The 19,592-nt window shown below is 60.2% G+C and carries 16 protein-coding genes; 2 read left to right on the top strand and 14 right to left on the bottom strand.

Annotated features, from left to right (window positions below; genetic code table 11):
- Positions 1–69: 69 nt before the first annotated feature.
- From ACZ5C3_RS15725 to ACZ5C3_RS15675, 11 genes are all read right to left on the bottom strand, one after another.
- Positions 70–2,784 carry a nitrate reductase gene (locus ACZ5C3_RS15725; protein WP_464031100.1) on the bottom strand — a complete coding sequence of 905 codons (2,715 nt, stop codon included), beginning with the start codon at positions 2,782–2,784 and terminating at the stop codon, positions 70–72.
- 31 nt (positions 2,785–2,815) lie between these two features.
- Positions 2,816–2,965 (bottom strand): hypothetical protein, encoded by a 150-nt coding sequence (locus tag ACZ5C3_RS15720; RefSeq protein WP_464031098.1) that lies wholly within the window; start codon positions 2,963–2,965, stop codon positions 2,816–2,818.
- 177 nt (positions 2,966–3,142) lie between these two features.
- Positions 3,143–4,750: a sulfite reductase subunit alpha gene (locus ACZ5C3_RS15715; RefSeq protein WP_464031096.1), complete on the bottom strand. Its 1,608-nt coding sequence runs from the start codon at positions 4,748–4,750 to the stop codon at positions 3,143–3,145.
- Positions 4,747–6,507 (bottom strand): NirA family protein, encoded by a 1,761-nt coding sequence (locus tag ACZ5C3_RS15710; RefSeq protein WP_464031094.1) that lies wholly within the window; start codon positions 6,505–6,507, stop codon positions 4,747–4,749. Before ACZ5C3_RS15710 ends, ACZ5C3_RS15715 begins: the two co-directional genes overlap by 4 nt.
- 1 nt (position 6,508) lies before the next feature.
- Positions 6,509–7,723 carry an NAD(P)/FAD-dependent oxidoreductase gene (locus ACZ5C3_RS15705; RefSeq protein ID WP_464031092.1) on the bottom strand — a complete coding sequence of 405 codons (1,215 nt, stop codon included), beginning with the start codon at positions 7,721–7,723 and terminating at the stop codon, positions 6,509–6,511.
- Positions 7,724–7,734: 11 nt separating this feature from the next.
- A complete protein-coding gene (locus ACZ5C3_RS15700) occupies positions 7,735–8,526 on the bottom strand; it encodes an ABC transporter ATP-binding protein (protein ID WP_464031090.1) in 792 nt (263 codons plus the stop codon).
- Between the two features lie 13 nt (positions 8,527–8,539).
- On the bottom strand, positions 8,540–9,442 hold the full coding sequence (ntrB, locus tag ACZ5C3_RS15695) for a nitrate ABC transporter permease (RefSeq protein WP_464031088.1): 903 nt from the start codon (positions 9,440–9,442) through the stop codon (positions 8,540–8,542).
- Positions 9,443–9,499: 57 nt separating this feature from the next.
- Complete coding sequence (locus tag ACZ5C3_RS15690) at positions 9,500–10,819, bottom strand: CmpA/NrtA family ABC transporter substrate-binding protein (RefSeq protein WP_464031086.1); 1,320 nt, start codon at positions 10,817–10,819, stop codon at positions 9,500–9,502.
- A gap of 341 nt (positions 10,820–11,160) precedes the next feature.
- On the bottom strand, positions 11,161–12,333 hold the full coding sequence (locus tag ACZ5C3_RS15685) for a CmpA/NrtA family ABC transporter substrate-binding protein (protein ID WP_464044145.1): 1,173 nt from the start codon (positions 12,331–12,333) through the stop codon (positions 11,161–11,163).
- Entirely contained in the window at positions 12,330–12,920 is a 591-nt protein-coding gene (locus tag ACZ5C3_RS15680) for an ANTAR domain-containing response regulator (RefSeq protein ID WP_464044144.1), read from the bottom strand. The genes ACZ5C3_RS15685 and ACZ5C3_RS15680 overlap by 4 nt, the downstream gene beginning before the upstream one ends.
- A 365-nt stretch (positions 12,921–13,285) precedes the next feature.
- Positions 13,286–13,849 carry a hypothetical protein gene (locus ACZ5C3_RS15675; protein WP_464031081.1) on the bottom strand — a complete coding sequence of 188 codons (564 nt, stop codon included), beginning with the start codon at positions 13,847–13,849 and terminating at the stop codon, positions 13,286–13,288.
- A gap of 399 nt (positions 13,850–14,248) precedes the next feature.
- On the opposite strand from ACZ5C3_RS15675, the gene rimO reads away from it, so the two are divergent.
- Positions 14,249–15,574: a 30S ribosomal protein S12 methylthiotransferase RimO gene (gene rimO / locus ACZ5C3_RS15670; RefSeq protein ID WP_464031079.1), complete on the top strand. Its 1,326-nt coding sequence runs from the start codon at positions 14,249–14,251 to the stop codon at positions 15,572–15,574.
- A gap of 92 nt (positions 15,575–15,666) precedes the next feature.
- Here rimO and ACZ5C3_RS15665 read toward each other — a convergent pair whose 3' ends face one another.
- The 3 genes from ACZ5C3_RS15665 to ACZ5C3_RS15655 all read right to left on the bottom strand — a co-directional run bounded on the left by ACZ5C3_RS15665 (position 15,667) and on the right by ACZ5C3_RS15655 (position 18,204).
- Positions 15,667–16,641, bottom strand: coding sequence for a quinone oxidoreductase family protein (locus ACZ5C3_RS15665; protein ID WP_464031077.1), 975 nt, complete (start codon positions 16,639–16,641; stop codon positions 15,667–15,669).
- A gap of 88 nt (positions 16,642–16,729) precedes the next feature.
- Positions 16,730–17,473 (bottom strand): TerC family protein, encoded by a 744-nt coding sequence (locus tag ACZ5C3_RS15660; protein ID WP_464031076.1) that lies wholly within the window; start codon positions 17,471–17,473, stop codon positions 16,730–16,732.
- Positions 17,470–18,204, bottom strand: a complete 735-nt coding sequence (locus tag ACZ5C3_RS15655; RefSeq protein WP_464031074.1) for a CDP-alcohol phosphatidyltransferase family protein — start codon at positions 18,202–18,204, stop codon at positions 17,470–17,472. The genes ACZ5C3_RS15660 and ACZ5C3_RS15655 overlap by 4 nt, the downstream gene beginning before the upstream one ends.
- Positions 18,205–18,393: 189 nt before the next feature.
- On the opposite strand from ACZ5C3_RS15655, the gene ACZ5C3_RS15650 reads away from it, so the two are divergent.
- Complete coding sequence (locus ACZ5C3_RS15650; protein ID WP_464031073.1) at positions 18,394–19,590, top strand: UbiH/UbiF family hydroxylase; 1,197 nt, start codon at positions 18,394–18,396, stop codon at positions 19,588–19,590.
- Positions 19,591–19,592: the final 2 nt, after the last annotated feature.

Genomic DNA, 19,592 nt, shown 5'->3' with positions numbered 1-19,592 from the left:
GGCAGCACGTCAAGGCACGCTTGAGGGTTGTTCGTCTTTTCGCTTTGCAGCATTTGGGACGTTGAGAAGCTAGCTCGCCGCTGCAGTCACCCGTGTGAGTTCAGCGGCTTCATCCGGGGCATTCTGAGCAATCAATCGCTTCAGCTCTGGGATGCATGATCCGCAATTTGTCCCGGCGCGCAGCTCGGAGCCAAGGCCGGCGACTGTGGTCTGACCCGATGCGATCGCGTTGCAGATCGTGGTTCTTCCGACACCGAAGCAGGCACAGACAACGGGGCCCGCCCCACCGACGCCGTCCGCAGACTTTCCGGACAACACAAGGCGCCGTTGGTCATCGCTAAGGGGGCCGGCGGAAAGTAACGGCTTGATCGCGTCCCAATCGATGGCGGTGTCCGCCGGACCGATGAAGAGGCAAGTCTCTAACGCCCCGCCATCGAACCGCGCAGCGCGATAAACGCCCTTCCCGGCATCCGCGTATTCGACAACGTCGCCACCTGCACCAGAGCCACCGAACCATGACGGCCAGTTCTCCATCGAACCATTGGCTGCCAGCAGATAGCCGACGCCAGCCGGAACAGCGACCCGCGCCCACCAGACATGGTTAGGAAATGTGAGTGGTTGACGCGACAACACAAACCCGCGCTGCGCGAACGGGACGGGTTCGATCGCCGCCGGCGTCGCCTTGTTCTCGGGTTGTCCTGAGAACGGGTCTGTGACCGGCGCGACCAGCGAACCGACCCGCGCGAAGGATGCCGTTTCATCGCTCCAGTGTATCGGAGCGAACAACATGCCGCGCTGCTGCCGCTCGGTAACCACCGCCTTCAGCACGCACTGGCCAAGCCCGGTTACAACGCGAGCAAAATCACCGTCGGCAATGCCCGCCTGCGCTGCATCCTCCGGGTGAATTTCGACAAACGGTTCGGGCAAATGCTGTCCCAGGCGCGGACTGCTGCCTGTTCGAGTCATCGTGTGCCATTGATCGCGGATACGGCCGGTGTTCAGACGCAGCGGATAGGCTGGCGATGTCGCTCCGCGCAACATCGGTGTCTCCGGCGCGATGAAGTGCCCTTTCCGGTCGAACGAGAAGAAGCCGCCTTCGGCGAAGAAACGCGTCTGGGTATCACCGTCACGACGTTCGGGCCACATGAACGGCGCCATCTTATCGAAATCGGCATCGCTGATGTCAGTGCGTGCGCCGATATCGAAATCGCGGCTTCCGCTGTTTTCAAATTCCGAAAGACTTGCGTGCTCGCGGAAAATGTCGGCTGCGGATCTGTAATCAAAAGCCTCGCCATGGCCGAGGCGATTGGCAACTTCGCTGACGATCCACCAATCGGGTTTGGCTTCGCCTGGTGCAGGCAAGAAGGCCCGCTGGCGCGAAATCCTGCGCTCAGAATTGGTGACGGTGCCTGACTTCTCGCCCCAGGCCAATGCGGGAAGCAGAACATGAGCGCCGGAGTTGACGCTGTCGTTGGATAGCACGTTCTCGGAGATCACCAGAAGATCGAGCTTCTTCATCGCGGTGCGGACGGCATCCGCATTCGGCAACGATACCGCGGGATTGGTCCCCATCACCCACAGCGCCTTGATGTCGCCACGGCCTATGGCCTGAAACATCTGGACGGCCTTGAGGCCTTCGTGCGTGGCGATGCGCGGGGCGTGCCAGAACCGCCGGACCCGATCAATGTCTTTCGGCGTGAAACCCATGTGCGCGGCGAGCTGGTTGGCAAGTCCCCCAACCTCGCGTCCGCCCATGGCATTGGGTTGACCGGTCAACGAGAACGGACCCATGCCTGCCTTGCCGATGCGGCCGGTAGCAAAGTGGCAGTTGATGATCGCGTTGACCTTGTCGGTGCCTTGTGCCGACTGATTGACACCCTGCGAGTACAGCGTGACGGCGCGCGGCGTGTTCAGGAACAGCTGGAAGAACGTTGAGACATCAGCTTCAGAAAGGCCTGTGGCCAAAGCTGTCGCGGCAACACTTCCTGCAATCGTCCGGGCGCGTTCGAGAGCTTCCGCAAAGCCAGATGTGTGTTGAGTGATGTAGGCTTCATCGAGCCCGCCACTGTCTGCAAGATAAACCAGCAATCCGGCGAACAGCGCGGTATCCGTTCCGGGCTTCAAGCCGAGGAAGAGATCGGCATCGCCTGACGTTTCCGTCTGCCGTGGATCGATCACGACAATCCGTGCGCCGCGTGTTTGCTTGTTGGCGATCATGCGCTGAAACAGGATGGGATGACACCAGGCAGCGTTCGAACCCACCAGCACAAGAAGATCAGCCTGATCCAGATCCTCGTAACATCCCGGAACGGTATCCGCGCCGAATGCGCGGCGATGCCCTGCAACGGACGACGCCATGCAGAGCCGCGAATTGGTGTCAACGTTAGCCGTGCCGATGAAGCCCTTCATCAGCTTGTTGGCGACGTAGTAGTCCTCCGTCAGCAATTGTCCGGAGAGATAGAACGCAACCGAATCCGGTCCATGCTTGGCAATGATATGTTGCAGCCGATGCGCGACATGATCGAGCGCATCGCTCCATGCCACGCGCTCGAATTTGCCGCTGGATACCCGGATCATCGGATGCAGCAGGCGACCCTCAAGCGCGATGGTCTCCCCGAGCGCTGAGCCCTTGGAACAGAGACGGCCAAAGTTTGCTGGATGATCGGGATCGCCTGCGATCGCCGCCGCACCCTCTCCGTTGGGCGTCGCAAGCACACCACATCCCACACCGCAATAAGGGCACGTCGTGCGCGTTGTTTTAAGGGATGGATCGAGGGCTGTCATGCGGTACCCCGCATGACACAGTCGTCAGTGGTTAGAACGGAATGGGCAACGTGCCAAACGCGATCGCGGCGATAATTGCGAACGCACCATAAACGGCAAGGGTATGGAAGCGATCTTGCTGTCGTTCCGAAACTGGCTGCGCCTCTGCCTGAGCGCTGGCGGGCGACTGAAGGCCTCGCATCGTGGAACTCCGCTGTATCATCATGCCCATAAATGAAGGCCTGACGGAGCGGGTTACAAGGCGGCGCGAAAAAAGACGATATTCTTGCAGCTTGCCATTGCCGGAGAGAGAAATCCCCTCCTGCCCGGCTCCCACACAAACGAAATTTCTCACCAGAGATGCGCGCGATGCCTGCCATTAGTAGACATCCTGCTGATAACGGCCCTTCTTTTTCAGGTCGGCGACGAAGCTGACCGCTTCATCGGTCGACCGTGCGCCGAACTGCGCCACGATATCCACCAGCGCCCGCTCAACGTCCTTGGCCATTCGCTTGGCATCGCCACACACGTAAACGTGGGCGCCGTCCGCGAGCCACGCCCACAGTTCTCGGCCAACTTCCCGCATACGGTCCTGCACGTAGAACTTCTCGGCTCCGTCGCGAGACCACGCGAGCGACAGGCGCGTCAGCAGCCCCGACGACTTCATCGCATTCAGTTCGTCGGCATAGAAGAAATCGAAGTCGCTGCGCTGGTGACCGAAGAACAGCCAGTTGCGGCCCTTCGCCTTTGTTGCCTGACGATCGTGTAGGAAAGCGCGGAATGGCGCGACGCCCGTCCCTGGGCCGACCATGATGATCGGCACACTGGAATCCTGCGGCAGTCCGAAGGCATGGGCCTTCTGGACATAGACCTTCAGCACGTCGCCGGGCTTGATGCGGTCCGCGAGGAAAGTCGAGGCAACGCCGGTGCGCTTGCGGTTCTTTATCGAGTAGCGGACAGCGTCCACTGAAAGCGAGATCTTTCCCGGTGTTGAATTGAACGACGAGGAGATGGAGTAGAGCCTTGGCTGCAGCGGTTCGAGCGCCTCGATGAATGCTTCAGGGTCGGGCCTGACGTCCGGAAACTTCTCAAGTGCCGCCAACACGTCCAGCGTCACCGCATCGCCATCCGGATCGTCTCCCGATGATAGCGCTTTCGCCTTCTGCCGCCGTTCGCCGCCAGTGATGTAGGAGAGCAACTGGAACAGGGAATCCGGCGCGGGCGCGAGAGACACATCGTTGATCAGGATGTCGCGTAGCGATCGTTCTCCGATCATGTGACCGGGATCAGCCTTGAGCCGAGCCAGCACGGCGTCCGCCAATGCGGGATCATTGACCGGGAAGATGCCGAAGGAGTCGCCTACGACATAGTCGAGATCCGAACCCGACAGGTCGAACTCCAGATGCCAGGTATCTTTCTCGGAGCCCGGCTTATTGAGACGTTTGCGCGACAGAAACACGGCTTCGACCGGATTGTCGCGCGAACGTCCTGGCGCAGTAGCTGGAGCTGCAGCTACCGGCGCCGCCGACGGAGTTGCAGACGGCGTGGCAGCCGGTGCCTTGTCGAGTTCTTCATAGAGGCTCTTGAGCATCCGTGCGGTTTCTTTTCCGCCTGGAACGCACAGATTGAGGCGCGCCTCCGCTTTGCCGGCGATGGCTTCGGAATAGTCATGACAGTTATAGCCGCACTGCCCGCAATCCTGTTGCGCCATGGCCGCCATCATCCGGCGCCGCAACGGCCGGCCTTCGGCGAGCTTCATGCGCTCGTCGATCGGCATGGTCTGGTCATGCCATGGCGCTTCGCCATCGTCGCCGTCGCCCGCGCTTTTCATCACCGCAGCACCCTGCTCGGGCGACAGTGGTGTCACGGCATTGTCGAGCGACACGAGACCGGCAAAGAAGCCATTCAGCCACGAGCGTTGCTCCGGCGAAAACGGTGCGGTCTCGGGGATGATTTCGAACACGGGAGGTGGAGATATCTGGTTCATGCGGCCAACTCCTCATTCGTCATCAGCCGTTTCAGGGCGTCGATCTCGTAGCGGCGGGCGAACTCGACAAACGTTTCGTTTTCAGAGGATCGATTGGCGATGAACGTCTTCAGGATCTGCTCGACGACTTGCGGCGCTTCATCGGCTTTGACGTTTTGATAGAGCTCGCGTGCAATCGCGCCATCCACGCCATACCCGCCGCCGACGAGGATGTGGTAGCCGTCGACCGTGTCGCCTTCGTCGTTCACCGGCACCCGCGCACCGATCAAACCGATGTCGCCGATGTAGTGCTGCGCACAGGTATGATGACAGCCGGTGAGATGAATGTTGACCGGCGTCTCGAGCTGGACGCGCTCCTCGCACCATGTGGCAATCTCGTCGGCGTTCTCCTTGGTGTGGGCAGCAGCGAAGCGGCAACCGGTCGCGCCGGTGCACGAGATCAGGCCGGCGCGAATGGCGGAGGCCGTCGTAGCGAGTCCAATCGCCTCGATGGCAGCAGTCACGGTCGGAACGTCTGCATCCCGGATTCCCGAGAGCAGCAGGTTTTGCCAGACCGTCAGGCGAATATCGCCGTCACCGAAATCCGCGGCGAGCTTGGCCAGTCCGCGGATCTGGTCCGGTGACAGGCGACCGAGCTTGAGTGCAACGCCAATCCAGTTCAGACCCGTCTGCCTCTGCGGATGGACGCCGATATGGGCGAGACGATCATAGACAGGGCGCGGCGCGATCGCCTCGGCGGGCACATGCATCAGCTTCCGGCCGAGCTTCTCTTCGACAGCGGTCAGGAATTTCTCGAAGCCCCACGCGTCGAGCACGTATTTTAGTCGTGCCTTGTTGCGGTTGGTTCTGTCGCCGTGTTCGATGAAGACCTTGACGATCGCGTCGGCAATCGACGTCGCTTCTTCGGGCTTCAGAATAACGCCGGTATCGCGGGCAAAGTCGCGGTGTCCTGTGATACCGCCGAGCGCCAGACGATAGTAGATGCCGGGCTCGACGCCATGGCCATCGAGCACCTCGACGGCCTGGAAAGCGATGTCGTTGGTGTCCTCCAGAACCGCGATGCGTCCTGCTCCGTCGAACGCCACGTTGAACTTGCGCGGCAGTCCGTAAAGTGTCCGGTCGTTGAGGATGTGATAGTGCCACTCGCGTGCGTGCGGCCTTGTATCCAGCAATTCCTGCGGATCGATCCCGGCTGTCGGTGTACCCGTGACGTTGCGGATATTGTCCGCACCCGAGCCCCGCGAACAAAGGCCGAGATCCTGGATCGCCTCAATGACGTTGACGGTGTTCTTCGGCTCGATCTCGCGGAGCTGCAGGTTTGCCCGCGTCGTCACATGGGCATACGGCCCACCGAACTGCTCGGCGATATCGGCAACGCCCGCGAACTGCCAATGCTTGAGAATGCCGTTCGGAATCCGCAGGCGACACATGTAGGACGACTGTGTCGGCGCGACGTAGAAAATTCCGTAATAGCGCCAGCGGAAATTGTCGGCCGGCTTCGGCGCCTCGTTGTTACGTGCCTGCGCGACCAGCCGCGGATAGGCATCGAACGGATGCTCGTCGCGCTTGATCTTCTCCTGATCGTTAAGCTTTCCGCCGGCAGCGATCGTACGGTCCTGCGCCTTCAGGTGGATGGCGTCAGGCCCAACTGGTTCCGACTTCGCGGGGGCTTGCGTGCGTGCAAGCCGCGACGCGCTGAGACCAGAGACAAAGCCTTCGAGATATCGCTTTTGATCGGGAGAAAAATCACCAGACATGTCATGCCGCCTTCGGTTGTGCGAGGGCGCGGCCAAACATCATGTCGCCACGCACCGCTTCGATGGACGCCGTTGTCCGGATCAGTTCCAAGTACCAGAGCGCATCCTGGGTATCGCCGACCAGGACCGCTCCCTTCAGGCGGCTGTCAGCCACCACCAGCTTTTTGTATGTGCCTCGTTGCACATCGCTGAATAAGATCGTTTCGCAGTCGCCCTCCGCCAGAAAGTCTCCGGCGGAGAACACATTCACGCCCGACACCTTGAGGTTCGTGGCTGTTACGCTTCCCGTGTATTGAGCAGGCCGGTCCGCCAGATGATCGGCCAGCACGCGCGCCTGTTCGTAAGCGGGTTCAACCAGCCCGTAGCAGACGCCGCGATGCTCGGCGCATTCGCCGAGAGCGTAGATATCCTGATGTCCTGTACGCATCAGATCATCGACGAGAATGCCGCGGTTAATCTCGATGCCGGCATTCTTCGCAAGCTGAACGTTGGGGCGAATACCGGCCGCAAAGATCACGGCGTCCGTGCTGATTGTTCGTCCATTGGCCAGTTCGACGCCCTGAACGCTTCCCTCGCCGGTGATCTGTTTTGTGTTGGCGCCGAGGATGATCTCGATCCCTTTGCGCTCGACGAGTTCTTTCAGGAGAGCCGCAGCAGCGCTGTCGAGCTGCCGCTCCATCAACCGATCCATCAGGTGGAGCAGCGTGACCTTTGCGCCGGCCTTGGCGAGGCCATAGGCGGCCTCCAGGCCAAGCAACCCGCCGCCGACGACGACCACGCGTTTCTTCTCATCGGCAAGCGTGAGAAGGCAATCGACATCGCGGCTGTCGCGAAACGTGTGGACCTCGGGCAAATCCGCGCCCGGGACGTTGAGACGCAATGCGCTGGAGCCTGTCGCAAGGACCAGCTTCGCGTATGACACGCTCATGCCATTGGCGAGTTTGACGGTCCGCTCCACTGGATCGATGCCCGTGGCGGCGCAGCCATAGGTGACGGTGACGCCGCGATCCCGCCACCAGGCCGCGGACTTTAGCTCGATCTCCTGTGATGTCGCCTCGCCTGCAAGCACCGACGAGAGAAGCACGCGGTTGTAGGCGAGCCGCGGCTCGTCGCCGATCACGGCAATCGCATAGCGTCCCAGCGATCGCTTCGCCATTTCTTCGACGAAGCGAGCCGCTGCCATTCCGTTGCCGATGATGACGAGAGGTTCGCTCATAGAACGCGTCCTTAAGCGGCTTCCACAAAACGATGGCGCTCGTAGAGAAATTCGAGCACGCGCTGTCGGCACTTGAGGTAGATCGGGTTGGTCGCCAACTCGAGACGCTTGCGTGGATGAGGCAGCGGCACTTCAAGCACCTCGCCGATCCGCGCGCTCGGCCCGTTGGTCATCATCACGATGCGATCCGACAGCAGAACAGCCTCATCGACGTCGTGGGTGATCATGATCACGGTGTTGTTGAGCTTCTGATGCAGCGCCATGACCGAGTCCTGCAGATGCGCACGGGTCAATGCGTCGAGCGCACCAAACGGCTCGTCAAGCAGCAGGACCTTCGGCTCCATCGCCAGCGCGCGCGCGATGCCGACGCGCTGCTTCATGCCGCCGGAAATTTCCGACGGACGCTTGTCCTTGGCGTGTCCCATCTGGACGAGGTCCAGATTGTGCATCACCCAGTCGTGCCGCTCGGCGCGGGTCTTGGTCGAACCGAAGACCTTGTCGACACCGAGACGCACATTGTCGTAGGTCGACAGCCATGGCAGCAGCGAGTGATTTTGAAACACTACCGCGCGATCCGGACCGGGCGCATTCACCTCGCGTCCTTCCAGCAACACGCCGCCTCGCGTGACATTGGTCAGGCCGGCGATGATGTTCAACAGCGTGGACTTGCCGCAGCCGGAGTGGCCGATGATGGAGACATAATCGCCCTGCTCCACGGTCAGGTTGATGTCCTTCAACACTTCGCTTGTGGTCGAACCGCGGGTGAAGACTTTGTCGATGTGATCGAGCTTGAGATAAGTCATTGTCGTTCTCCCGTTAGTTCGCCTGTGCACCGCGCGTGGCGATGTTTCCGACAAAGGCAACGATGCGATCGAGGATGAAGCCGACGCCGCCGATGTAGGCGAGCGCGACAAAGATGTCGGGTAACCGGGACGAATTCCACGCATCCCAGATGAAGAAGCCGATCCCCACGCCGCCGGTGAGCATTTCGGCAGCGACGATGGCGAGCCATGCGAGGCCGATGCCAATGCGCAGGCCCGTGAAGATGTACGGCGCTGCGGACGGAATCATGATTTTCCAGAAGAACTCGATCGGGTTGAGCTGAACCACCGCCGCGACGTTGCGATAGTCCTGCGGAATGTTGCGGATGCCGACAGCGGTGTTGATGATGATCGGCCAGATCGACGTGATGAAGATCACGAAGATCGCGGACGGATTGCTGTCGCGAAACGCAGCCAGCGAGATCGGCAGCCACGCAAGCGGCGGCACGGTCCGCATCACCTGGAAGATCGGATCAAGACCGCGCATCGCCCAGATCGACTGACCGATGATCGCTCCGACCAGGATGCCCACGACGCTCGCGAGACCGAAGCCGACCGCAACGCGCTGCAGCGATGTCAGAACGCGCCAGCCAAGGCCGATGTCCTGTGGACCGGTCACAAAGAACGGGTCGACGATGAGATCTTTGGCCTCAGCCCAGATTCGAGACGGTGACGGCAGTGTCGCGCCCGGCTTCATGCAGAGGATCTGCCAGACACCGAAGATCAGCACGAGCATGACAAGCGGCGGGATCACGCGCTCAGCAAGAGCCCGCAGGTTCGGCAACAGTGTATTCGCCACGAAGCTGCGAGGTGGTTTTGGCAACGCGACAACTTCGGCTGTCGTAGCGGCTGCAGAAGCTGCGACCGAATTGGTGGTTTTAACGAGCGGCATGTTCATAAATTCGCCTCGTGGAGCTGGGGTGCGAGGCCGCCCGTGCGGGGCGGCCCCGCGTGATCAGGCTTCGATACGCTTGATGGACAAACTCTTCAGATACGCCGACGGATTTTCGGGATCGAAGACCTTACCATCGAAGAAGGTCTCCTTGCCGCGCGATGTGCTGGTCGGAATATCGGAATCGGCAACGCCGAGGGTCTTCGCCGCCGTCTTCCAGAGATCCTCGCGGTTCACCTTGTCGACCAACGCCTTCACGTCAGTGGTCGGTTCGAACTTGCCCCAGCGCATATCCTCCGTAATGAACCATGCATCGTGGCTCTTGAACGGATAGGACGCGTGGTCCTGCCAGAACTTCATGAACTGCGGCGTGCCCTTCTCGAGGCGACCATTGCCGTAATTAATGTCGCCATTGGCGCGGCCGATGATGTCTGCAACCGGAACGTTGAACCACTGACGACGCCCCACGATCTCAGACATCTCCTTGCGGCTTTCCGGCTTGTCGCACCACTGCTGGGCTTCCATCACCGCCATCAGGATGGCCTGGGTCGCTTTGGGATATTTGTCGGCATACTCGGCGCGAATGCCGAGCGCCTTTTCCGGATGCTTGGACCAGATCTCACCGGTTGAGCAGGCGGTGAAGCCGATGCCCTGATTGACGAGCTGCTCGCCCCAAGGCTCGCCAACACAGAACGCATCCATGTTGCCGACCTTCATGTTCGCCACCATCTGGGGTGGCGGAACAACGATGGTCGACACATCCTTGTCAGGATCGACGCCGCCGGCAGCCAGCCAATAGCGAATCCAGAGGTCGTGGGTGCCACCCGGGAAGGTCATCGCGACCTTCACTTCCTTGCCTTCTGCCTTCTTCTTCGCGAAGGCTTCCTTCAGCGCCGTCGCGTCGGCAGTGATCTTGAGTGCCTTGTAATCGTTGGAAACCGAGATCGCCTGTGCATCGAGATTGAGGCGAGCAAGGATGTACATCGGCGTCGGAACGTTGTTCTGCGTCACCTTGCCCGCCGAAATCAGATACGGCATCGGCGTCAGAATGTGAGCGCCGTCGATGCCGTTCTTCTCGCCACCGAGCACCAGGTTGTCACGGGTCGCGCCCCAGGACGCCTGCTTGCTGACCTCGACGTCAGGAACGCCGTGCTTTGCGAAGAACCCCTTCTCCTTCGCGATCACCAGCGGTGACGCGTCCATCAGTGCGATGTAGCCGAAGACCGCCTTCGTCACTTCGGGGCCCGATCCCTGCGCGAAGGCTCCCGCTGGAAAGTTCAGCCGTGCCGCGGCGAGGAGTGCCGCCGTGCCCGCGCCGGCTTTCAGCAATGCGCGCCGGCTCATGACGCGGCCTTTAGTTCCCTGCTTGGTGGTCCTGGTCATCGTATCTGCCGTCCTTTCGACCATGTCCTGTTGCGATCATCGCTACGCCACACCGAAATCCGTTCTCCGAAAGCAAAAGCCGCCCCCGAGGGGCGCACAGGTGCGAACTCCTCAGGACAGCGGCTTTGCTGCGTGGTCCCTCAATGGACCGGTGGGCCTTCGTCTCGGCTCACCCCTATCTATTCAAGGACCGTGCCAGTCTTGTGCGACGCACCAACATCAATAATTTCAGTGGTTTATGGGGATGATTAAAAGTTCGGCTGCCCGCGGCATCGCCACGCGCGGAGGCAATCGCCCAAAAATTCGGCGCTGCACAATAATTGGGCGGGCGGTGGAAGGTTTTAGGTTGGGCGTCGCTTGATTGCCAGCGAGGACAGGTAAGCGGCAATGTCGCCGGCGTCGAAATTGCCGCCGGTAAAGGCGCCTATTCCGTCAGAGATATCGCCCGAAGCTGCCGCCGGGCTTCCCAGGGCGGCATCATAGAGATCGGGTCTGAAGACGCTCTTAGCCGCAGCCAGCGCGTCGGCTGAGTAGCTCGCCTGCCCCCACCGAACCATCTGCGCGTAAAGCCATGCGGCCTGAACGGGATCCGGGCGGCCTGCTCCTTCGCGCCCTACGAGCAAGTACCGGTCGCTCTCCCGGAACGTGCCGTCCGGCGACACCTTCAAGCGACCATCCAGGGTTCGCTGGATGACCTCTGCATCCACGCCGATCCGTTCGGGCCTGGCGAGAATACGTGCGACTTCAGCACGGTTCTCCGGCCGCTCAATGAAGTCGGCCGCCCGTCCGTGCGCCCGCGTGAGTTTGGCGAGGACCAGCGGGTTTTCCTGCGCCCACCTTTCCCGAACGGCCAGAACCTTCTCGGCGGCGCGGGCCAGGATATCCGATACGAAATGGAGGATGTGCCCGACGCCGAAATCCACCGCGATCGAATTCCATGGCGCTCCGACGCAGAACGCATCCACGTGCCCATTGGCGAGGCTGTCCACCATGTAGGGCGGCGGCAGCACCACAAGCCGCACATCTTCGTCGGGATCGATACCACCGGCCGCGAGCCAGAAGCGCAGCTGATAATTGTGCGTCGAAAACGGAAACGTCATGCCGAACGTCAACGGCTCGGCGCCCGACTTGCGCCGCGTAGCAACCACACGGGCCAGCGCATTCGCGGTGACCAGCGGATTGGCGGGATCGCCGTCCGCCTCTCTCATGATCGCTGCATGCAGAGCCGGAGATACAGTGATAGCGTTGCCGTTCAGCCCCAGATTGAACGGCGCGACGATCGGGACCTTGACCTGCGCCAGCCCGAGGCTCGATGCGATCGCGACGGGAGCCAGCAGGTGCGCGGCATCGAACAAACCGATGTTGAGTTTGTCGCGCACATTCGACCACGACACTTCGCGCACCAGGCTCACATCGAGGCCTTCGGCGGCGGCAAATCCCTTGTCGACTGCGACGATCAAGGCGGACGCGTCGACCAGCGGGATGAAGCCGATCCTGAGCGGTTTATCGGTCATTTCAACAACTCCGCCGCCGTGATGATGGATTGAGCGATCTCGCCGATTTTCTTCTTCTCGCGCATGGCGGTCGATCGCATCAGCACATACGCCTCGTCCTCAGTCAGGCCCTTCATCTTCATGAGGATGCCCTTCGCCCGGTCGAGGATCTTTCGCTCCTCGAGGGCCGATTTGGTGCGGTCGAGTTCATCCTGAAGTTTGGCGAAGGCATTGAAGCGTGAGATGCAAAGATCGAGGATCGGCTTGATGCGCTCCTTCTTCAGGCCGTCGACAATGTAGGCGGACACCCCCGCCTCAACGGCCTCCTGGATGGAGGTGGCATCGCTCTGGTCCACGAACATGGCGATGGGCCGGCGCACGGCGCGACTGACCTGGAACATTTGTTCCAGGACGTCGCGGCTGGGATTTTCCAGATCGATTAGGATGACATCGGGATCGAGCGCGTAAATCCGCGCCAGCAAACTGTGCATCTCGCTGATGTGTTCGACGCTGGTGAACCCCGCCTCCTGCAATCCTTCCTTGAGGATCGCGGCCCTGATGGGGCTTTCGTCGACGATAACGATCTTAAACGACGAATCCGCAGCCATTCACCACTCGCATTCCGGCAAAACAACCCTAACACGCGCTGCCGTTCGGCTTGAAGCCCGTATTTATGAGGGATTTAGGATAGCTCCAGCGTTCCCCAAAATTGGTTGATGGTTATGGATCAGGGCGTCGCCCCAAAAAGTCAGTTTCATGTCCCTCGGGGTGCTCCTGAGACAACGAATGTAAACTTTTCAAGCCGTCCACCCCCAAAGAAAAATGCCGCCCGAAGGCGGCTGTCATCTGGATCATCAACTCGTCAATTGGGGCGTGTACTCATTAGCGTGAGCTGTCGGCTTTCGGATACGAAGCAGAACTTATGTGGTCCCTAACCGGTCGTGACCCGGAGCGAACATCTGGGCTTATGCTCTCACGGAATCTTCGCGCCAACGATCATCTTGTCGAGAAGTGGCACGGCAGCCATCACCGCCGTCTCGTTGAGGCCGGAGACCGCGAGCCGCACGACGTAGGAATTACCGTCCTTGTCGAGATCGGCGTAATGCGCGATCACTTCGATCGGTTGGTCCTTCAGGGACGGATTGTCATAGCGGTTGATAATGACCTTGGGGTTCACCGCGGGAAGCGTGGTGATCTTGGCATTCTTGCCGGATGTCGTCGCCCAATCTCGATCGCTGGATGCGACCCATTGAACCAATTCCATCCGAGCCTTGTTGTAGCGGCCTTCGGCATAGATGATTGCTTCGGCTTTACCGAAACTCTTTCCGTTGGGCACGAACATCGAGACGCCGTACTTGAGACTCGCGGCCTCGTCCCTCGCCCACCCATCAGGTGCCTTCACGCGTGGCCTGAATTCCGGACACAATCCTTCTTGTCGATCGCAGGCATGGATGATCTTGTCGACTTCGGCCCGCGCCTGAAACATCGCGCCGTAGGAAACGGTAATGAACGCCATGCCGAAGATCAAAAGGCGCATTGCGGTGAAGCTCCGTGGAAACAAGCAAGAAACAAAATAATCGTATAAGATGGAGCATCTCATTTCATTTGAAGCCGCCTAACTGACTTGCCTCTCGGTTTAAAGCCTTATCCACAGGTCAGAATCTCTAAAAGATCACAAGGGCAAGCCTGCTAAGCTTTGATGTCCGAGTCCGGCCTATCGCGTTGGCTGGCAGATGTCCCTCTTGTGTCGTTGTAGGTTATGCGGACGTTCAACCAGCATGGCGGTAAAGCACATCCTTCATCGCTTCGGTGTTCGACCGGAACGATCTCCGCCCATCCGGAACCTTCTCTCCGTATACCCCTCCCTCAGGCTTGAACCCTTGTATTTATGAGGGATTGGGGATAGCTCCAGCGTTTCCCAAACTGGTTGGCAGCTATGGATCAGGGCGTCGCCCCAAAAGTCAGTTTCGTGTCCCTCGGATGCCCCAAAGCACTGGTGGATTCCGAGCGCATCATCACCCGGCTCCGAGCCGAGGGCTATGAACTTGCCCGGAAGCATGATGGGGCCGACCTGGTCATCGTCAACACCTGCGGCTTCCTCGACAGCGCCAAGCAGGAGTCACTCGGTGCCATTGGCGAGGCCATGGCCGAGAACGGCAAGGTCATCGTGACCGGCTGCATGGGCGCGGAACCTGAGCAGATCGAAAAGGCCTATCCTAACGTGCTGTCGATCACCGGACCGCAGCAATATGAAAGCGTGCTGGAGGCCGTGCACCGCGCGCTGCCGCCGCTGCACAATCCGCACCTCGATCTCGTGCCGCCGCAAGGCATCAAGCTGACGCCACGGCACTACGCTTACTTGAAGATTTCCGAAGGCTGCAACAACCGCTGCACCTTCTGCATCATTCCGAAGCTGCGCGGCGATCTCGTCTCGCGTCCGGCCAATGACGTGTTGCGCGAGGCCGAGAAGCTGGTCGCTGCCGGCGTCAAGGAATTGCTGGTCGTGTCGCAGGACACGTCGGCCTATGGCATCGATATAAAATACGCCACGAGCCCGTGGAAGGATCGCGAGGTCCGCGCGAAATTTTTCGACCTGTCGCGCGAACTCGGTGAACTCGGTGCATGGGTCCGCCTGCAATACGTCTACCCCTACCCGCACGTCGACGAGGTCATCGGTCTGATGACTGAGGGCAAGGTGCTGCCCTATCTCGATATCCCGTTCCAGCACGCGAGCCCCGAAGTGCTGAAGCAGATGCGCCGGCCCGCCGCGCAGGACAAGACGCTGGCGCGCATCAAGGCGTGGCGCGAGCAATGCCCCGAGCTGACATTGCGCTCGACTTTCATCGTCGGCTTCCCCGGCGAGACGGATTCTGATTTCCAGTATTTGCTCGACTGGCTGGACGAAGCGCAGATCGATCGCGTCGGCTGTTTCAAATATGAGCCTGTGGCGGGCGCGACCTCGAACGCCATCGAGAACCCGGTCTCGGAAGAGATCAAGACCGCGCGCTGGAATGCCTTGATGGCGCGTCAGCAGAAGATTTCCGCCCAGCGCCTCAAGCGCAAGGTCGGCAGCCGCCAGCAGGTGATCATCGATGAAGTTGGTCCCACCGTCGCCAAGGGACGCTCGAAGGCCGATGCGCCGCAGATCGATGGCGCGGTTTACGTTTCAAGCCGCCGGCCATTGAAGGTCGGCGACATCGTCACTGTGAAGATCGAGAGCGCAGACCAGTACGATCTGCACGGCAGCGCCGCCGGTTTCTGATCCATCACGTCTAGACAAAAAGAAAAAGCCTCGGTTCTGAGTTAATCAGAACCGAGGCTTTATCGTGCGGGGCATCACAGAGCCCGATCGGATCAGGGCTTCAAAATCGCAGCGCCTGTGGTCACGCGACCTTCGAGATCACGATGCGCCTTTTGCGCGTCCTTCAGCGCATAGGCGTGGTTGATTGGCACATGCAAAGTGCCGCTCAGAACCGCAGCAAACAGCGCATCAGCGCCCTCGATCAGCTCACGGCGCGTGCCGACATAGTCGTTCAGCTTTGGACGCGTCGCAAAGAGCGAGCCGTGGTTGTTGAGTTCGGCCAGCGCGAATGGCGGCACCGGACCGGACGCGTTGCCGAACGACACGAACAATCCGCGCGGCTTCAGGCATGACAGCGAGCCCGGGAACGTGTCCTTGCCGACGCCGTCATAGACCACATCGCACAGTTCATTCCGGCTGATCTGCTTCACGCGTTCGACGAAGTTCTCGCTCTTGTAGAGAATGACGTGATCGCAGCCGTTGGAGAGCGCGAGCTTGGCTTTGTCTTCCGTGCCGACAGTGCCGATCACATGTGCGCCCATCGCTTTCGCCCATTGGCACGCCAGCAGGCCAATGCCGCCCGCTGCCGCATGAATGAGCACGCGGTGTCCGGGCTCGACCTTGAAGGTCTTATGCAGCAGGTAGAACACGGTCAGGCCCTTGAGCATCAACACTGCGGCCTGCTCGTGGGAGATGTGATCCGGAAGCTTGACCAGCTTGTCTGCCGGGACATTCCGCTCGGTCGCGTAGGCGCCGAGATTGACGTAATAGGCGACCCGATCGCCGGGATGAAAATTGGTCACGCCTGGACCGACTGCTACCACCTCGCCCGATCCTTCGTTTCCGGCGACAAACGGCATGGTCGGCGCCTTGTAAAGGCCAGTGCGGTAGTAGGTATCGATGAAGTTCAGCCCGATCGCGTGCTGGCGGATCCGGACTTCTCCGGCGCCCGGCGCTGGAACGTCCACATCCTCATAGGTCAGCACTTCCGGTCCGCCGACCTGATGCACGCGCACCGCCTTGGTCATTTTCTCACTCCCTCAGTCTCTTTGGCGAAATCAATTTCATCGAATTAAGAAGGCTATAGCCGGAAAATTGTCAACGCGACAGAGCGATCTATCCGGTTTGCTTGGAGGCAACCGCCCGCTTCTTGCGGTTGCGCTTGGCCATGATGTTGAAGGCTTCCACCGCCGCCGAGAACGTAATGGCGACGTAAATAAAGCCGCGGGGGATGTGATACGCGAAGCCATCAGCCACCAGAGCAACGCCGATCAGCACGAGAAAAGCCAGCGCCAGCATCTTCGTGGTGGGATGTTCGGCCACGAACGTAGCAACCGGCCCCGACGAAATGTACATCACCGCGACCGCGATGATGACAGCAGCGATCATGATCTCGAGATCCTGCGCCATGCCGATCGCGGTGATGATTGAGTCCAGGGAAAACACCAGGTCGATGATGATGATCTGGACAATCACCCAGAAGAATGCACTGGCCTTCGGCTTGTCATCGGCCTCGACGTCCTTTGCCTCGACCTCGGCGTGAATCTCATGGGTCGCCTTGGCAATGAGGAACAAGCCGCCGCCGATCAAGATGATATCGCGCCATGAAAATCCGAGTTTGCCGACGCTGAAGACCGGCTCGGTCAGTCCAATCAGCCAGACCAGTGCGCTCAGCAGCACGATGCGGAAGATCAGCGCCAGCGCGAGACCAATCTTGCGCGCTCGCTCTGCCTGCGCAGGCGGAATCCGCGATACGATCACCGACAGGAAAATCACGTTGTCGATGCCGAGTACGATCTCAAGTGCGGTCAACGTCAGCAGTGCGGCCCAGGCTTCGGGGCTCGTCAACAAGTGCATCATGCGCGATTCCACCCAGTCATTCGAATGACGGTATCAATGACGAGAATGTAGACTCCGATGATGACAAGGGCTGCCGTCAGCCACCATGGCACCACGAAGTTTGCAGCGACAGTCATGATGGCGAGTATCGCCCACAGCACAATCAGCGCCAAGTTCAGTTTGCGAAACCGGGTCGTCCGCACCGGATGCAGCACGTTGAACGGCACGAATGTCAGAATAACCAGCACGGCAAGGAAAACGCTGCCGACAACGGGCGGAGGCTTTAGCAAAAACAGATAAAATGCCGCGGCATTCCACAACGCGGGAAAGCCGCGAAAGTGGTTGTCACTGGTTTTCATCCGACGATCGGCGAAGTAGAGCGCGCCGGAAATGACAATGGCCGCGCCGAGCAGCGGCGCCGCCACCGGCATAAGCAATCCGCTGGCGGTGATGGCGTAGGCCGGGACGAAAACGTAAGTGAGGAAATCGATCACCAGATCGAGCGTATCGCCGGACCAGTTCGGCAGGGTTTCTTCCACCTTGAACCGGCGTGCTAGCGGTCCATCAAGGCCGTCGATGATGAGCGCCACGCCAAGCCAGGCGAACATTGCGGCCCAATGCTCCCTCACCGCTTCAAGCATCGCGATCAGTGCAATGGCGCCGCCAAGAGCCGTAAAGATATGCACGCCGAAAGCACGCAAACGCGTCGTCACCGGTAACTTTGGCTCGATTTGCGGACCGGACTTATCCATCTGTGGCCGTCCCTATCAGGAATCCGTCCAATTTACACACGTGACCTGCGACTCGAAGCGCCAGCGAAACGGTGTCCTGATTTGAACCGAAATGCTAGTGTTCCGAATACGAAGTCTGAACCATCACACACGTAAAGACGTTGTCTAAAATCGATTGTGACACCGGAAAAACGAGATCATAGATAGCTCATGAGTGCATCTTCTCCTGTCTCGCATGACTATCAAGCCGTTGTTGTCGGCGGCGGCCCCGCAGGGCTGGCAACCGCGATTGCCTTGGCCAGCGCGGGCGTCAAAACCGCCCTTGTTGCAAGGCGGTCCCCTTACGCGGACAACCGTACCACTGCCCTGCTCGGCGGATCGGTCGACTTTCTTCAGTCCTTGGACATTTGGTCGCGTTGTCAGGATAAGGCGGCCGCATTGCGCGTGATGCGTCTGGTCGACGACACGCGCCGCCTGATCCGCGCGCCTGAAGTCAAGTTTTCGTCGGACGAGATCGGGATGGACGCGTTCGGCTACAACATCGAAAACCGCGTGCTTCTGGCGGCGATGGAAGAGCGCGCAGCAGAACTCTCCAGCTTGACCCGTATCGACGATGACGCAGAGACCGTCGTGACGCGCGAAACCGGTGTCGAGGTGCGGACCAAAGAAGGCATCCTCTCAGCAGCACTTGTCGTCGGCGCCGATGGCCGCCATTCGCTTTGCAGAGAAGCCGCCGGCATCAACGTCAGACGACGCGACCTCAATCAATCGGCATTGACGTTGAATGTCGCGCACACGCGCCCACACCTCAACATATCGACGGAATTCCACACGGAAACCGGGCCTTGCGTGTTTGTGCCGCTGCCTGGAAACCATTCAAGCGTAGTTTGGGTGCTCAGCCCGACTGAAGCGGAACGCTTGAAAGCGATGAACGATGAGGCTCTCAGCGAGGCTGTGGAGCGTCGGTGCCATTCGATTCTGGGCCGTATGAGCGTTGCACCAGGGCGCCACGTCTTCCCATTGGCAATCGAACAGCCCGAGCGGCTCGCGGCCAGGCGGATCGCGCTTGTCGGCGAGGCCGCGCATGTGCTGCCGCCGATCGGCGCGCAGGGCCTGAATATGGGACTGCGCGACGCCGCCGATCTTGCCGATGCTGTTCGCAAGGCACTTGCCCACGGCGAAGATCCTGGCTCCAATCATACGCTCCAGCGCTATGAGCAGACTCGACGCGCGGACGTGTTCAGCCGGACATTCATGGTCGACATGGCCAACCGCACGCTGCTCAATGACTTCCTGCCGCTGCAGTCGCTGCGTGCCGCGGGCATGCATTTGCTGGCGTCAGTCGGTCCGCTCCGCAAGCTCGCCATGCGCGAAGGCCTCTCACCCTCGTGGCGTTCGCGCCAATAAAC

This window comes from Afipia dichlorophenoxyacetatis (assembly GCF_055386385.1).
The sequence above is the reverse complement of the archived record's forward strand: the minus strand, read 5'-3'. Positions and strand labels throughout refer to the sequence as shown.

Coding starts and splice junctions, on each gene's coding strand:
- ACZ5C3_RS15725 (WP_464031100.1), bottom strand. CDS start 2,784: ATGACAGCCCTCGATCCATCCCTTAAAACAACGCGCACGACGTGCCCT.
- ACZ5C3_RS15720 (WP_464031098.1), bottom strand. CDS start 2,965: ATGCGAGGCCTTCAGTCGCCCGCCAGCGCTCAGGCAGAGGCGCAGCCA.
- ACZ5C3_RS15715 (WP_464031096.1), bottom strand. CDS start 4,750: ATGAACCAGATATCTCCACCTCCCGTGTTCGAAATCATCCCCGAGACC.
- ACZ5C3_RS15710 (WP_464031094.1), bottom strand. CDS start 6,507: ATGTCTGGTGATTTTTCTCCCGATCAAAAGCGATATCTCGAAGGCTTT.
- ACZ5C3_RS15705 (WP_464031092.1), bottom strand. CDS start 7,723: ATGAGCGAACCTCTCGTCATCATCGGCAACGGAATGGCAGCGGCTCGC.
- ACZ5C3_RS15700 (WP_464031090.1), bottom strand. CDS start 8,526: ATGACTTATCTCAAGCTCGATCACATCGACAAAGTCTTCACCCGCGGT.
- ntrB (WP_464031088.1), bottom strand. CDS start 9,442: ATGAACATGCCGCTCGTTAAAACCACCAATTCGGTCGCAGCTTCTGCA.
- ACZ5C3_RS15690 (WP_464031086.1), bottom strand. CDS start 10,819: ATGACCAGGACCACCAAGCAGGGAACTAAAGGCCGCGTCATGAGCCGG.
- ACZ5C3_RS15685 (WP_464044145.1), bottom strand. CDS start 12,333: ATGACCGATAAACCGCTCAGGATCGGCTTCATCCCGCTGGTCGACGCG.
- ACZ5C3_RS15680 (WP_464044144.1), bottom strand. CDS start 12,920: ATGGCTGCGGATTCGTCGTTTAAGATCGTTATCGTCGACGAAAGCCCC.
- ACZ5C3_RS15675 (WP_464031081.1), bottom strand. CDS start 13,849: ATGCGCCTTTTGATCTTCGGCATGGCGTTCATTACCGTTTCCTACGGC.
- rimO (WP_464031079.1), top strand. CDS start 14,249: ATGGATCAGGGCGTCGCCCCAAAAGTCAGTTTCGTGTCCCTCGGATGC.
- ACZ5C3_RS15665 (WP_464031077.1), bottom strand. CDS start 16,641: ATGACCAAGGCGGTGCGCGTGCATCAGGTCGGCGGACCGGAAGTGCTG.
- ACZ5C3_RS15660 (WP_464031076.1), bottom strand. CDS start 17,473: ATGATGCACTTGTTGACGAGCCCCGAAGCCTGGGCCGCACTGCTGACG.
- ACZ5C3_RS15655 (WP_464031074.1), bottom strand. CDS start 18,204: ATGGATAAGTCCGGTCCGCAAATCGAGCCAAAGTTACCGGTGACGACG.
- ACZ5C3_RS15650 (WP_464031073.1), top strand. CDS start 18,394: ATGAGTGCATCTTCTCCTGTCTCGCATGACTATCAAGCCGTTGTTGTC.